Source organism: Pseudarthrobacter sp. GA104, from assembly GCF_009741265.1.
In the GTDB taxonomy this organism is placed as follows: domain Bacteria; phylum Actinomycetota; class Actinomycetes; order Actinomycetales; family Micrococcaceae; genus Arthrobacter.
In genome coordinates, this window is record NZ_WOWL01000001.1 from 3,674,688 (window position 1) to 3,689,152 (window position 14,465).

A 14,465-nucleotide genomic window follows, 5' to 3' on the forward strand; every position below is an offset into this window, starting at 1 on the left:
GCCCGGCCAGGGCGCAAAGACGGCCGGAGCGGTTACTGCCCCCTTGACCACTGACGACGGTGCGCCCGTCGTCGTGCGGCGTTCGGCCCGGCGCACCCGCACGGTGGCGGCCTTCTGGGAGAACGGAAGCGCAGTTGTGGCTATCCCGGCGCGGTTTACCGCCGCCCAGGAGGCCGACTGGGTCCACCGGATGGTGGCCAAGCTGCAGCGCCAGGGGGAGCGGCGGGCAGCAGCAGGCAAGCGGCGCCCGGCCACGGACGCCGCCCTCGCCGCCCATGCCGCCCACCTGTCCGCACAGTACCTCGGGGGGCGGGCAGTGCCGACGTCGGTGCGCTGGGTCAGCAACCAGAATTCCCGGTGGGGTTCGGCTACTCCCGCTGAAGGCACCATCAGGCTCTCGGACAAGCTGCGGCCAATGCCGCAGTGGGTCATCGACTATGTCCTGCTCCACGAGCTCGCCCACCTGCTGGTGGCCGCGCACAACGCCGCGTTCTGGAAGCTGCTGGAGGCCTATCCCGAGACCCAGCGGGCCAAAGCGTTCCTGGAAGGTGTCTCCTTCGCCACCGGGCGCGGCATGGCCGATCCGGACGCGGACTGAAGCCGCCCCCGCAACAATGCGGGCCCGGACGTCCTAGCCTTTCGGCTGGCCGTCCCGCCCCTCCTCCGGCCGCCCGCCGTCGCCGTCGTCCTTTGCAGTGCCGCCCTGGTCCTGGCCTTCGGCGCCACCCTGGCCCTCAGCGCCGCTCCTGTCTTCGGGAGCGGCGTCGAAGCCGCCACTGAGGAGTTTCTCCAGGGCGTCGTCCACTTCGCTGTCGCTGGCTTCGGCCAGTTTGCGGCGCCCGCTGAAGCCCTTGGGGTCATCCAGGTCCTCGGCGGTGGGCAGCAGGTCCGGGTGGTGCCAGATGGCGTCGCGGCCTTCGATGCCGCGCTCTTCCTTCAAAGTGGCCCACAGCGTTGCGGCATCCCGCAGCCGGCGGGGCCTCAGCTCCAGGCCCACCAGGGACGCGAAGGCGTGCTCGGCCGGACCGCCGGTTGCCCGGCGGCGGCGCACTGTTTCGCGGAGCGCGCCCGCGGACGGCAGCAGCTTCTCTGTGGCGGCCGCGGTGAGCTCGTCCACCCAGCCTTCCACCAGCGCAAGCGCCGTCTCAAGCTTCTCAAGGGCCTGTTCCTGTGCGGGTGTCCGCTGCGGCATGAACACGCCCTGGGACAGGGCCTCCTGGATGCCCTCGGGGTTGCCGGGATCAAGGTCCCGCGCAAGTTCCTCAATCCGCGAGGTGTCGATATGGATGCCGCGGGCGTAGGCCTCGATGGCGCCCAGCAGATGGCCGCGCAGCCACGGCACCTGGACAAAGAGCCGCGCGTGCGCAGCTTCCCGTACCGCAAGGAAAAGCCGGATGTCATTCTCGGGCAGGGACAGGCCCTCACCGAACGCCGCAACGTTGGCCGGCAGCAGCGCCATCTCGAGGTCGGCCAGCGGAACACCGATATCGGTGGAGCTGACCACGTCAGCGGACAGGGCGCCGATGGCCTGCCCCAACTGCATGCCGAAGATCGCCCCGCCCATGTTCTGGAGCATCGAGGATGCCCCGCCCATCATTGACTTCATCTCTTCGGGCATCTGTTCCGTCATTGCGGAGGACAGGGCGTTCGCGATGCTGTTCGCAACCGGTTCGGTCAGCCGTTTCCACGTGCCAAGGGTGGCTTCCACCCACTCCGCCCGGGACCACGCGTGGCCGATCAGGCCGGTGGCGGGAAGGTCTGTCACGGGGCCAAGCCACAGTTCCGCAAGGCGCAGGGCCTCGTCGACTTCGCGGGACTGCTGGGCAGTGACTGAAGGATCGCTGCTGCTCGCCGCGACCCGGCGGGCGTTGTCATGGGCAAGCTGCCAGTTGACGGGACCCTCGGAAGGCGCACTCATCATTGCCTGCACCTGGGAGAACATCTGCGCGAGCAGGTTGGGGTCGTTGGGCAGCCCGGCAGCCTTGGCCAGCTCGGCGGGGTCGAAATTTTCCATCCCCTTGCCGCCCATGAGGTTCTGCAGCATTTCGGTCAACGGATCCTTGGGGGTGTCATCCCCATTGGACGAATTGAGTGGATTGGAGGCCATGATCCCGCCGATCGTCGGTTTGACTGTCAACCTTCACGGTACCCCGGCCATGCCCGGCTGTCTGCCGGACCGCCGGGCCGTTCGCTCTAGGCAAAGCGCTGGCAGGCACTGGTCACCGCGTAGTCTTGGTTGGGTGACTACAACCCGTGGCGGCCACCCCTCAGAGGACCACGCTCCTGAGCTCTTCACCCGCGGGTTACCTGCGCAGACAGAAGAAGCACCAACAGAAGAAACCAACGACGGCGGTCCGGCCGTCGGCAGGCTGCTGCCGGACCGTGCGCCGCGCGACCCTAAAGTGTCCGCCATGCTGTTGGCCGGCATGTCGGCCCTTGGGCTGGGAATCGCCGTCGGTACCATTCCGGTGCCGTACGTCATCGAGTCACCCGGACCCACGTACAACACCCTGGGTGAGAGCCAGGGGAAGCCGGTTATCAGCATCACGGGCCGGGACGCGTACCCGGCGAAAGGCAACCTGGACCTCACCACGGTCTACGTGGACGGCGGACCCAACGGGCCCGTCAGCATCCTTGATGCCTTTTCCGCCTGGCTTGCCCCCTCCAAGGCCGTCCACCCGGTGGAACTGATCTACCCCACCGGCACAACCAGGGAAGAGGCTGAGGAACAGAGTTCCGTGGCCATGACCACCTCCCAGGAGAACGCCGTGGCGTCGGCCCTCAAGGAGCTGGACATTCCCTTCGGGCAGCAGCTCCAGGCAGCGGGCCTCTCGGAAGGTTCCGCATCCGCCGGAAAGATCGAGCCCGGGGACATCCTCAAAACCATCAACGGCAGGGAGATCACCTCACTGGCCGTTGTCCAGGAGGAACTGGCGGCAGGAAAAGGCGCGCCGGCCACCGTGGTGGTGGAGCGCGGCGGGCAGCCGGTCACGGAGACCATCACCCCCAAGGACAACGGCGAGGGCCGCTTCATCCTCGGCGTGATGCTCAAATACCTGTTCACGTTCCCCTTCACGGTCGACATCTCGCTTGAGAAGGTGGGCGGCCCCAGCGCCGGGCTGATGTTCTCGCTCGGCATTATTGACACCGTCACCCCGGGCGACCTGACGGGCGGCAAGCACATCGCGGGGACCGGCACCATCTCCCCGGACGGCCTCGTGGGACCCATCGGCGGGATCGAGCAGAAAATGCAGGGTGCAAGGGCCGGGGGAGCCACCATGTTCCTCGCGCCGGCCGCCAACTGCCGGGAAGTGGTGGGGCAGATCCCCGACGGGCTGCAGGTGGTCCGGGTGGAGAACCTCGCGGAGGCGCGTGACGCCGTCGAACGCGCCGGCAGCGGCCAGGACACGTCCGGCCTTCCGGCGTGCACAAGCAACTAGACTGGGCGCAACTAGACTCGACAGGAACTAAGCCTTACCGCCACTCGTGGCAATTGTGACGGACGAAACCAGCTGTTTGACCGGTGCCGGACGTCGCTCGCACGCACGCATCGAATAATCTGACGACCAGCTATGAGGTACCCAGTTTGTCCCGTCCCGCCAGCACCATGTCCACAGGCAGGCCCCCTTCACGACGCGGGGCGCTGACGCCCACCCTGATCGTTGTTGCCCTGGTGGTAGTGGGCTTCATCTTCTTCGCCAACGTCTGGACCGACGTCCTCTGGTACCGCCAGCTCGGCTTCATTGAAGTGTTCGTGACAGAGAACCTAGCCCGGATCGGCATCTTCGCGGCCGGTTTCGCGGTTATGTTCCTGGCGGTCTTCTTCGCGATCCGGATCGCCTACCACGCCAGGCCGGTTTACGCGCCCGACTCCGAGATCCGGGACAACCTCAACCGCTACCAGGCGCAGCTGGAACCCGTCCGCCGGGTAGTCATGGTGGGACTGCCCGTCCTGTTCGGCCTCTTCGCCGGCAGCGCAGCCGCCAGCCAGTGGCAGAAAGTCCTCCTGTTCTTCAACCAGGAGCCCTTCGGGCAAGCGGATCCTGAATTCAACATGGACATCAGCTTCTACCTGATGACGCTTCCGTTCTTCGGCTTCGTGACCGGATTCCTGATCAGCGTGGTGGTCATTGCCGGCATCGCAGGAATCCTTACCCACTACCTCTACGGCAGCATCCGGCTGATGGAACGCGGCGTCTTCACCAGCCGGGCGGCGCAGATCCACATCGCTGTCACCGGCGCCTCCTTCCTGGTGCTCCTGGGCATCAACTTCTGGCTTGACCGCTTTACGACAGTGCAAAGCAACAGCGGCCGCTGGGCCGGCGCCCTCTACACGGACGTCAACGCCGTCATCCCCACCAAGGCCATCCTCGCTGTGGCTGCGGTCCTCGTTGCCATCCTGTTCGTCGTCGCCGCGGTGATCGGCAAATGGCGACTGCCCGTCATTGGGACCGCGATGCTGGTCATCACGTCCATCCTCGCCGGGGGCGTCTACCCGTGGGTGATCCAGCAGTTCCAGGTCCGTCCTTCGGAAGAGACGCTGGAAAAGGAATACATCCAGCGCAACATCGACAACACTCGGGCTGCGTATGGCCTGGACAAGATCCAGGTGGACCGGTACAACGCCACCAACACGGCCAGCACCGGAGCCCTCGCGCCTGATGCCCAGACCACCGCGAACATCAGGCTGCTGGACCCGAACCTGATCTCGGACGCGTTCTCGCAGCTGGAACAGTACCGGCCGTACTACCAGTTCCCCGAAGCCCTCAACGTTGACCGCTACGAGGTGGACGGCAAGATCCAGGACACCGTGATCGCGGTCCGTGAACTGAACCCTGCCAACGTCGCAACCAACCAGCAGGGCTGGCTCAACCAGCACGTCGTGTATACACACGGCTACGGCGTGGTGGCAGCCAAGGGCAACAAGTTCACCGTGGACGGCAAGCCGGAGTTCCTGCAGTCGGGCATCCCGTCAACCGGTGTCCTCGGCGACGACTCCACCTATGAACCGCGGATCTACTTTGGCGAGTCCTCGCCGGACTACTCAATTGTTGGCGCGCCGGAAGGTGCTCGTGCTCGCGAGCAGGACAGGCCGTCCGGCCGGGAAGGCGAGGGCGAGACCCAGTACACCTTCCAAGGCAACGGCGGACCCAACGTGGGGACGTTCTTCAACCGCGTGCTGTACTCCATCAAGTTCCAGTCCTCGGACCTGCTGCTCTCGGACGGCGTCAACCAGGAGTCCCAGATCCTGTACGACCGCAACCCCCGGGAGCGCGTGGAAAAGGTAGCCCCCTATCTGACCGTAGACGGCAATGCCTACCCTGCAGTGGTGGACGGCCGGGTCAAGTGGATCGTGGACGGCTACACCACCAGCCAGTACTACCCGTACTCCCAGCAGGAACAGCTCTCGGATGCCACCGCTGACACCCAGACCACGTCCGGCCGGGCGGTTGCCCTGCCCAACAGCACGGTCAACTACATCCGGAACTCCGTCAAGGCAACGGTGGATGCGTACGACGGTTCGGTCACGCTCTACGCATGGGACGACCAGGACCCGCTGCTGAAGTCCTGGCAGAAGGTGTTCCCCTCGACGCTGAAGCCGTACTCGGAAATGTCCGGCGATGTCATGAGCCACGTCCGGTACCCGGAGGACCTGTTCAAGGTCCAGCGCCAGCTCCTGGGCGAGTACCACGTGACCAACCCGTCCACCTTCTACCAGACCAAGGATGTCTGGAGCGTTCCGGCGGATCCCACGGTTGATTCCACCAGCGGCGTCAAGCAGCCGCCGTTCTATATGTCGCTGCAGATGCCGGACCAGGACAAGCCCGCCTTCCAGCTGACGTCGTCGTTCATCCCGCAGATTGTCAATGGAAACGCCCGCAACGTGCTCTACGGCTTCCTTGCTGCTGACTCGGATGCCGGCAACCAGGCAGGGGTTAAGGCGGAGAGCTACGGCAAGCTGCGGCTGCTCCAGATTCCGCCGGAGATCCAGGTCCCCGGTCCGGGCCAGGCGCAGAACAAGTTCAACTCGGACCCCACGGTGTCGCAGGCGCTGAACCTGCTGCGCCAGGGCGCGTCGGAAGTCCTTAACGGCAACCTCCTCACCCTTCCGGTGGGCGGCGGCATCCTGTATGTGCAGCCTGTCTACCTCAAGTCCACCGGCGAGACGTCCTACCCGACGCTGCAGCGCGTCCTGGTGGCGTTCGGCGACAAGGTGGGCTTTGCGCCCACCCTGGATGAGGCGCTGAAGCAGCTGTTCGGTGGAGACTCCGGAGCTGCTGCCGGCGACTCGGACAACAACGGCCAGGCGCCCGCCGGTCCCGGCGCCCCTGCCAGCCCCGCTGGTGCGGATGCCAAGGCGGACCTGAAGGCGGCGCTGGACGAAGCCAACGCGGCCATGCAGGCAGGGCAGGCGGCACTCGCTGCCGGCGACTTCGCGGCGTACGGTGAGGCGCAGAACCGGATCGCCGCTGCCCTCAAGAGGGCCGTCGAGGCGGAGGCCAAGATCCCCGTGGCGGCACCCGAGGCATCTCCCGCTCCGGCGTCCACGGCTACGCCTTCGCCCTCGCCGAGCAAGTGATTGTGACTGGTACCTGACTGATACCGCCCGGTAGCTGATTACGTACGACGGCGGGACGCGGTACCTGCTCCTTCGGGGAGCAGGTACCGCGTCCGTTTTGGCGAGACGGACATCACGCCGCTCCGATTTGGCCTGGAGTTCACGTGCCGGTAAAGTAGATCTTGCGACGCGGGGTGGAGCAGTTCGGTAGCTCGCTGGGCTCATAACCCAGAGGTCACAGGTTCAAATCCTGTCCCCGCAACTGATGGGGAAGTCCGGACACTGGAAACAGTGTCCGGACTTTTTTGTTTCCCCGGCAGGTGGAAATGGGGGCCGGGAAAATAGGGTAGTGTTGTTTCAGCGACGCGGGGTGGAGCAGTTCGGTAGCTCGCTGGGCTCATAACCCAGAGGTCACAGGTTCAAATCCTGTCCCCGCAACTATGAGAAGACCCCGACCGGCATATCAGCCGGCCGGGGTCTTCTTTTTCCTTGGATACGAGTAGTTCCTAGTATTCTCTTTCGCAGAGCCTCACACGTCGTGAGCACTTGGCCAGTCATTCTCGAGAGGAATGTTGTTCGATGTCCACACCCACGAAGAAGCCCGGTACCGCGGCGGGTAAGCGGTCGCGACTCTACTGGGGGGTACCTGCCGCCCTGGGAGGGCTGGTCCTCGTGGTGTTGATCGCCAGGTGGCTGATGGGCCTTCCTGCCGTGGCTTCCTTCGTTGCCGACTATCCGGGACATTCCGGGCTTCCGGCCGCTGCTCCCGTGGGCTTTCCTGCCTGGCTTGCCTGGCAGCACTTCCTCAACGCCTTCTTCCTGCTCCTGATCATCCGGACCGGGTGGCAGGTGCGCACCACCACCCGTCCCAGCGGCCACTGGACGCGGAACAACAAGGGCCTGATCAAGACCAAGAACCCGCCCGCCAAAATCACGCTTGAGCTGTGGTTCCACCTGACACTCGATGCCCTGTGGATCCTCAACGGCCTGGTGTTCGCTGTACTGCTCTTCGCCACCGGGCAGTGGATGCGGATTGTTCCCACGAGCTGGGACGTCTTCCCCAACGCGCTGTCGGCCGCCCTGCAGTATGCCTCGCTGGACTGGCCCACGGAGAACGGCTGGATCAACTACAACGCGCTTCAGCTGCTGACGTACTTCGTGACCGTCTTCATCGCGGCTCCGCTGGCCTTCATCACCGGCCTCCGCATGTCCGGTGCCTGGCCCAAAAAGGCGGCAGGCCTCAACAAGGCCTTCCCCATTGAATGGGCACGGGCTGTGCACTTCCCCGTGATGATCTACTTCGTGGCGTTCATCGTGGTGCACGTGTTCCTGGTGCTCGCCACGGGAGCCCTCCGCAACCTCAACCACATGTACGGTGTGCAGGACAACGACGGGTGGTTCGGTTTCTGGGTCTTCCTCGCTTCGGTGGTGGTCATGGTGGCGGCCTGGTTCCTGGCCCGCCCGCTCTTCCTGCGGCCCGTCGCCTCCCTGATGGGCAAGGTCAGCCGCTGACCCAGGACCGCCTGGGATTTCAGCCGTCCTTAAGCCGCTGGTAGGCCTCGAGTGCCCGTTCCCGGGACTCCGGGAGGTCCACCAGGGGAGCGGGATACCCCCGCAGGTCACCGCCGGCCTTCCACGGCTCGTGGATGCCTTTTCCGTCCAGTCCTGCCAGCTCAGGGATGTAGCGGCGCAGGTAGTTCCCGGCGGCGTCGAACTTCTTGCTCTGGGTCACCGGGTTGAAGATCCGGTAGTACGGGGACGCGTCCGCTCCTGAGCCTGCCACCCACTGCCAGTTGGCGGGGTTGCTCGCGGCGTCGGCGTCCACCAGGGTGTCCCAGAACCAGGCCTCCCCGGTCCGCCAATCCGCCAGGAGGTTCTTGACCAGGAAGGACGCTGCCGCCATCCTCACCCTGTTGTGCATCCAGCCTGTCTCCCAGAGCTGCCGCATCCCGGCATCAACGAACGGATATCCGGTGCGGCCCTGCTGCCAGGCCTTCAGTTCCTCGCTGCCCAGGGACTGCCACTCAAAGCGGTCAAACTCCGCCCGGTAGTTACGGGTGGCCAGTTCCGGGTTGGTGTACAGGAGGTGCCAGCAGAACTCGCGCCAGCCGAGCTCGGAACGGAAGATCCCGACGTCGGCCGGCACCTCCCGCGGAAAGCTGCTGCGGATTTCCCGCCAGATCCTGAAAGGACTGACTTCGCCGAAGCGCAGGTGCGGAGACAGGCGGCTTGTTCCTTCCACCCCCGGCACATTGCGGCCGGTGCCGTAGTCCCGTGCAGGACCGTCCAGGAAATCCTCCAGCCGCCGGTGGGCACCTTCTTCCCCAGGCTCCCAGGTTTCGGCCAGCCCGCCGCTCCAGTCGGGGGAGGAGGGCAGGAGCTGCCAGCCCTCAAGCTCGTCCCCGGCCGGCATGCCACCTGTTCCCTTGGGCGGCGCCGGCAACTTCAGCGGAGCGTCGAGGGGGCCGCGCACATCACCGTTCGCGAGGCAGGCCCGCCAGAACGGTGTGAACACTTTGTAGGGGCCGCCGGCACCGGTGCGGACCGTCCATGGTTCAAACAGGAGGTTCGCCTGGTAGCTGGAGGCTTCAATACCGTTTTCTCCGCACCACGCCTTGACGGCGGCGTCAAGTGTGCGTTCCGGCAGGCTGTAGCGGCGGTTCCAGAACAGGTGGCCTGCGTTGGTCTCGGCGGCGAGTTGCCGGATTACCTCCAGCGCGGGGCCGCGGCGGAGGACCAGTCGGGAGCCGGTGGCCTCGAGCGCCGCCGCCAGGGAGGTGAGGGAGTGATGCAACCACCACCGGGTGGCCCCGCCGAGTGGCCGGACGCCCTCGGACTCCTCGTCGAGGATGAAGACGACCGTCAGGGGCAGGCCCAGCGCAGCCGCTTCCACCAGGGCCGGATTGTCGTCCAGCCGAAGGTCGTCGCGAAGCCAGACGATCGAGGTCACACCGGAGGAGTCCATAGCACCACGCTACACAGGGACAGGGACAGGGACAGGAAGGGCCGGGGCCAATCCGTGGCCCCGGCCCTACTTCTTCACGACGGAAGTGGCGGCATGTCCCGCCTCCGTTCAGAGTTTGTCGAAGTCAGCTTCCTCGACGGTGGATGCCGAGGCCGCGGAACCTGAAGTGCCGAGGGCCGGCTTGGTTGAATTGCCCGACTTCAGGGCGGCCAGGCGCGCTTCGATCTCCACCTGCTCTCCGAGGTCTTCAAGCTGGTTGAACTGGGCGTCCAGGCTGGAAGCTGCGAGCTCCTCGTGGCCGCGGACCTTGGCTTCCTCGCGGCGGATCTTCTCTTCGAACCGGCCAACCTCGCTGGTGGGGTCCATGATGTCGATGCTCTTGATGGCGTCGTGGACCTGGGACTGCGCTGCAGCGGTCTTGGACCGGGCCACCAGTTCGTTGCGCTTGCTGGTCAGCTGGTTGAGCTTGCCCTTCATCTGGTCCAGGCCGGTCTTCAGCTTCTCCACCACTTCGCGCTGGGAAGCAATGCTCGGCTCCGCGCCCTTGGCCTCATTTTCGGCGGCCATCTGCCGCTGCAGGGCTACCTTGGCGAGGTTGTCGAACTTCTCGGCGTCCACCACGTCGCCGCTGGCGCGGAATTCATCAGCCTTGCGCGAGGCCGCGAGTGCCTTGTTGCCCCAGTCGCGGGCGTTCTTGACATCCTCGTTGTAGTCGTCCTCGAGCATCCGGAGGTTGCCGATGGTCTGGGCAACGGCAGACTCTGCTTCTGCGATGTTGTTGGTGTAGTCCCGGACCATCTGGTCCAGCATCCTCTGCGGATCCTCAGCGTTGTCCAGCAACGAGTTGACGTTAGCCTTTGCCAGCTGCGCGATGCGGCCGAAAATGGACTGCTTAACCATGGTGTTACCCTTTCGTCCTGCTCTGTGGTGACCACTGAATCCAGTGAACAATTATGTGGTGCGTGCCCGTGGGCCGGACTGCACAGCCTTTGGGCCAGCCGGGCGTCTAGAAGTCCCCGCCGCCGCCGGAGTCGCCGCCCCAGCCGCCCATGTCTCCGCCGCCGAAATCGCCGCCGCCCCAGCCGCCGCCGTCGCTGTGGCCGCCGCCCCAGCCTGCGCCGCCGCCTCCATGGAGGATGGAGTTGATCAGGATGCCACCTAGGATGGCGCCCCCCAGGCCCCCGCCGCCGCCACCGCCGAACATCCCGCCGCGGCCGTAGCCCTGGTTGGCGTAGCCGCCGAAGTGGTCCACATCCGCCTGCGCCAGCTGGGCGGCCTGCGCCGCCAGCGCGTGGGCCTGCTGGGCGTAGGTGAGGGCCGTGACCGGATCGGTGCGCGAGATGGACAGGGCGTAATCGAGGTTCCGCTGCGACTCGGCAAGCCGGGTGCGTGCCTCAGTGCCCACACCGCCGCGGCGAGCGGTGATGTAGTCCGACGTTGCGCTGATCTGCGCCTGGGCGGACATGATGGTCTGCTGGAGGGAGGCCTGGGCCCGGCGCGCCTGCTCCTGCTGGTCCCTGATGCCGCTGAGGGCCTGGTCCAGCGACTGGTGGGCAGTTTCCACCCGCTGCAATGTGGCGATCGGGTCAATCTTGCCGCCCTGGATTTCCGCCTTGACCTGCGCGAGGGCGCTTTCGACGCCGGCCACCGGTCCGGCCAGTTCCGGGTGTGCCCCGGACTGGACCATGGCCCTTGCCTGGGCGAGGTCCTGCGAGGTGTCCACAACGGCACTCTCGAGGCTGCTCCTGGCCTCGTCGAGGTTGGATGAAACCTTGGCGATGGCATCGAGGAGGACGTTCGTCTGGTGCAGGCTCTCCTCGGCTGCCCGGACAGCTACCGCGGCCAGGCTGTCCTCGCCCTCACCCAGCTTCTGCTGCGCGGTGGCGGTTGCATTCTGAACGAACGCCAGGCGCTCCTTGGCCTGCAGAATGTTGTCCGAGACCTGGGTGAGGGCGCTCTCGGCATACTTTGAGCGCAGCGCAGTGAGTGACTGCTCGGCCGTGTTGATCTTCGCGTCTGCTTCCCGCGCCCCGGCGTTGACCGTGGCCAGGGCCTGCGGAGCGTTCTTCTCGAGTTCGCGCAGGGAATCGAAGTCCGCTTTCTGCTCCTGCAGCGAGGTCAGGGCGGCTTCGGACCGGCGGATGATTTCGACAAGCCAGGTCCGCTGCTGTTCCTCGGTGTCAGGAATATGGTCGTCCAGCTGCTGCTGCAGCTTGAAGGATTCGCTCAGGTGGGCTTTGGCTTCGGCCAGCGCCTTGGTGAAGTTCCCGACGGCGGAATCTCCGTACTGCGCCTGGGCGAAGCCAAGCTCCTGCTCGCTGGACTTGATGGCGTCGTCCGCCTCGATCAGCAGGGAGCCGCTCTTGCGGCGCAGTTCCTCGATGCTCAGCGAGGCCAGAGGATCCGCCGGAGCTTCCTGTCCGCCGTGTCCCGCGCCCGCCGCCTGTCCTGCGGCCTTCTTTCGCTTGTTCCGGAAATAAAGGTAGGCGCCGGCACCACCGGCAGCAACAATTCCGGTTCCCACCAGGACAGCCGCTCCGGCACCATCACCGGGGACATTGCCACTGCCGCCCCCGGCTGCATCACCAATGGCCGCTGCGGCGTTGATCGCCGCCTGCGCGTAGTTGTCGTTCGCGAGCTGCGGGCCGATTGCCTTGCTCTTGATGTTCTCGATCTGGGCGGTGGTGATCTTGCTGCCACCCTTGTTGAGGACGTACTGCCTGGTATCGGTGGCGACCGCGAAAATCAGCGCATTGGATCCGAGGTTGGCCTTTTCGGCCACCGCATCTGACCAGGCTTCACGATCGGCGGGGTTCTCAAACTTCTTGACGATGACGACGTGCAGCACGGTGGCGTGGTCCGCACCAAGCTTCTTGATGGCGTCCTGGACCTCACCCTTTTTCGAACCCAGGACTCCCGACGGATCCACAATTTTCGTTGCGGGATCCAAAGTGACCGGTGGTTCGGCCCAGGCCGCGCCGGCGGGCATCGCCAGGAAAGCGGTTAGGCCGATCACGGCGAGGATACGTTTGAACTTTGACCGCATGTGCAACCCTTCAGCACGCCTGACGCCAGTTCGGGACGAACCGGTCGTCTGAGAATGCACAGCGCCCCCACGCTTGGTGTGAAGCCGCAGGTCGCTGTGGCAATTCATCTTGATTCTATGGTGCACCCCAGAGCCAGTCCATCGGCCCGACTATGCCACCAGCGAAACGCCGGAACCACCGCCGCCGGGGCTGGAAAGTCTTCAGCAAGCTCTCAGCAAACATAAGAGATTGTTCCAGCCGGGGAGTCCATAGTTAATGCAGACGAGGATGAAAGGAAGTCCCATGACTGAGAACCAGACGCCCGGGCAGGGCCCGAGGAACGACGGCCCGGACCGGGATCCCTGGGAGCAGCAGCACCCCGGCCAGCCGGAGGGCAATGCTGCCGGAACCGGTAAACCCGGCCCTCGGGAGTACCCCACCGAGGGGCTGGACCGGCACGGGGACAACCCCACGCAGGAGATCCCCGGCGCTCCGCGTCCGGTCTATCCCCAGCGGCAGCCGTTCTACGGACAGAACACTTCGCAGGAGCCGGCCCCCGGCCAACAGCAGGCACCGCAGCCCGGCCATGGCTTCTACGGCCAAGGCGGCCAGTACGGAGCCGTGGGCCTTGCCCCCAACCCCAAGGACGCGCCGCGGCGGAAGGCCTCGTTCGGCGTCGGTACGCTGGTGGCCAGCATCCTCGCTGCCGGGCTGGTGGGAGGCGGAGTGGCCACGGTCGGTTCCGCGGGACTGGTTAACACCGCTCCCGGCTCGACGGTGACCGGCAACAGCCAGCCGGGCACGGTCATCGTCAACAACAAGGACAACGTGAATGCCATCACGGCTGCTGCCGTTAAGGCGTCGCCCAGCGTGGTGACCATCAGCGCGTCCACCGGCAGCGCCGGCGGCACCGGCTCCGGCATCGTCCTCAACGACCAGGGGCATATCCTCACCAACACCCACGTGGTCACCCTGGACGGCCAAACGGCCAACGCCGCGCTCGAAGTGCGTACCAGTGACGGTCGTGTCCTCGGCGCCAAACTCGTGGGCACCGACCCGCTGTCCGACCTCGCGGTCATCAAGGTGGACAACGCCTCCGGCCTCACCCCGGCGACCTTGGGCGACTCCGGAAAGCTGAACGTGGGTGACACCGCCATTGCCATCGGTTCGCCCCTGGGCCTGACAGGCACCGTGACCGACGGAATCGTCTCCACCCTCAACAGGACCATCAGCGTGGCCTCCGCCGCCGCACCGGAAGGCGACAAGGCCGAGGACGATGGCGGCGGCTTCCAGTTCGCACCTCCCGGCGGCGGCGAAAGCCAGCAGCCGGCCAACCAGGGCGAAATTTCCATCAACGTCATCCAGACAGACGCCGCCATCAACCCCGGCAACTCGGGCGGTGCCCTGGTGAACAGCAGCGGCGAAATCATCGGCGTCAACGTGGCCATCGCATCAGCGGGCTCAAACGCATCGTCCACCAGCGGCAACATCGGCGTCGGCTTCAGCATCCCCATCAACCACGCCAAGCGCGTCGCCCAGGAAATCATTGACACCGGCAAGGCTTCCCATGGCCAGCTGGGCGTCAGCGTTCGGAAGAAGGCGGCATCCAGCACCTCGTCCGAGTTCTCGGTCGGCGCGGACGTGGCCACGGTGGAAGCCAACTCGGCTGCGGCCAAGGCCGGGATCAAGGTGGGCGACGTCATCACGAAGTTCAACGACCTCGCCATCGGTGAACCCAACCAGCTGACCGCGGCTGTCCGCGAACAGCGTGCCGGTGCCACCGTGAAGATCACCGTCCTGCGCAACGGCGCGGAACAGACCTTCGACGTCACCCTCGGCACCGCTGCCGGCTAGCAGCGGCGGCCCGCCAAGGCGTAGTCAGCAATGCCCGACGGCGGCGTCCCCACCTTGGGGG

At 65.7% G+C, this 14,465-nt stretch carries 9 protein-coding genes and 2 tRNA genes; 7 read left to right on the plus strand and 4 right to left on the minus strand.

From position 1 onward, the window contains the following. Positions 1-43: 43 nt before the first annotated feature. Positions 44-598 carry a M48 family metallopeptidase gene (locus tag GK109_RS16835; protein ID WP_157241736.1) on the plus strand — a complete coding sequence of 185 codons (555 nt, stop codon included), beginning with the start codon at positions 44-46 and terminating at the stop codon, positions 596-598. A 33-nt stretch (positions 599-631) separates the two neighbouring features. On the opposite strand, the gene GK109_RS16840 is transcribed toward GK109_RS16835, so the two are convergent. Further along, the gene (locus tag GK109_RS16840) at positions 632-2,107 is read right to left on the minus strand and encodes a zinc-dependent metalloprotease (RefSeq protein WP_157241737.1); all 1,476 of its coding nucleotides are present in this window, start codon (positions 2,105-2,107) and stop codon (positions 632-634) included. A gap of 133 nt (positions 2,108-2,240) precedes the next feature. On the opposite strand from GK109_RS16840, the gene GK109_RS16845 reads away from it, so the two are divergent. From GK109_RS16845 to GK109_RS16865, 5 genes are all read left to right on the plus strand, one after another. After that, the gene (locus GK109_RS16845) at positions 2,241-3,440 is read left to right on the plus strand and encodes a PDZ domain-containing protein (protein ID WP_370460656.1); all 1,200 of its coding nucleotides are present in this window, start codon (positions 2,241-2,243) and stop codon (positions 3,438-3,440) included. Positions 3,441-3,607: 167 nt separating this feature from the next. Continuing rightward, on the plus strand, positions 3,608-6,580 hold the full coding sequence (locus GK109_RS16850; RefSeq protein WP_197432587.1) for a UPF0182 family protein: 2,973 nt from the start codon (positions 3,608-3,610) through the stop codon (positions 6,578-6,580). Positions 6,581-6,747: 167 nt separating this feature from the next. After that, positions 6,748-6,821 (plus strand) — tRNA-Met (locus GK109_RS16855). Positions 6,822-6,923: 102 nt separating this feature from the next. Beyond that, positions 6,924-6,997 (plus strand) — tRNA-Met (locus tag GK109_RS16860). A gap of 141 nt (positions 6,998-7,138) precedes the next feature. Further along, complete coding sequence (locus tag GK109_RS16865) at positions 7,139-8,071, plus strand: cytochrome b/b6 domain-containing protein (RefSeq protein ID WP_157241738.1); 933 nt, start codon at positions 7,139-7,141, stop codon at positions 8,069-8,071. 19 nt (positions 8,072-8,090) lie between these two features. Here the strand turns inward: GK109_RS16865 and GK109_RS16870 are convergent, their stop codons facing one another. The 3 genes from GK109_RS16870 to GK109_RS16880 form a co-directional block, all read right to left on the minus strand. After that, a complete protein-coding gene (locus tag GK109_RS16870; RefSeq protein ID WP_157241739.1) occupies positions 8,091-9,524 on the minus strand; it encodes a deoxyribodipyrimidine photo-lyase in 1,434 nt (477 codons plus the stop codon). A 108-nt stretch (positions 9,525-9,632) separates the two neighbouring features. Next, positions 9,633-10,424: a PspA/IM30 family protein gene (locus GK109_RS16875; RefSeq protein ID WP_157241740.1), complete on the minus strand. Its 792-nt coding sequence runs from the start codon at positions 10,422-10,424 to the stop codon at positions 9,633-9,635. A gap of 106 nt (positions 10,425-10,530) precedes the next feature. Next, positions 10,531-12,570, minus strand: coding sequence for a TPM domain-containing protein (locus GK109_RS16880; protein WP_197432485.1), 2,040 nt, complete (start codon positions 12,568-12,570; stop codon positions 10,531-10,533). 283 nt (positions 12,571-12,853) lie between these two features. Here GK109_RS16880 and GK109_RS16885 point away from each other — a divergent pair, with 283 nt between their 5' ends. Further along, on the plus strand, positions 12,854-14,404 hold the full coding sequence (locus GK109_RS16885) for a trypsin-like peptidase domain-containing protein (RefSeq protein WP_157241742.1): 1,551 nt from the start codon (positions 12,854-12,856) through the stop codon (positions 14,402-14,404). Positions 14,405-14,465: the final 61 nt, after the last annotated feature.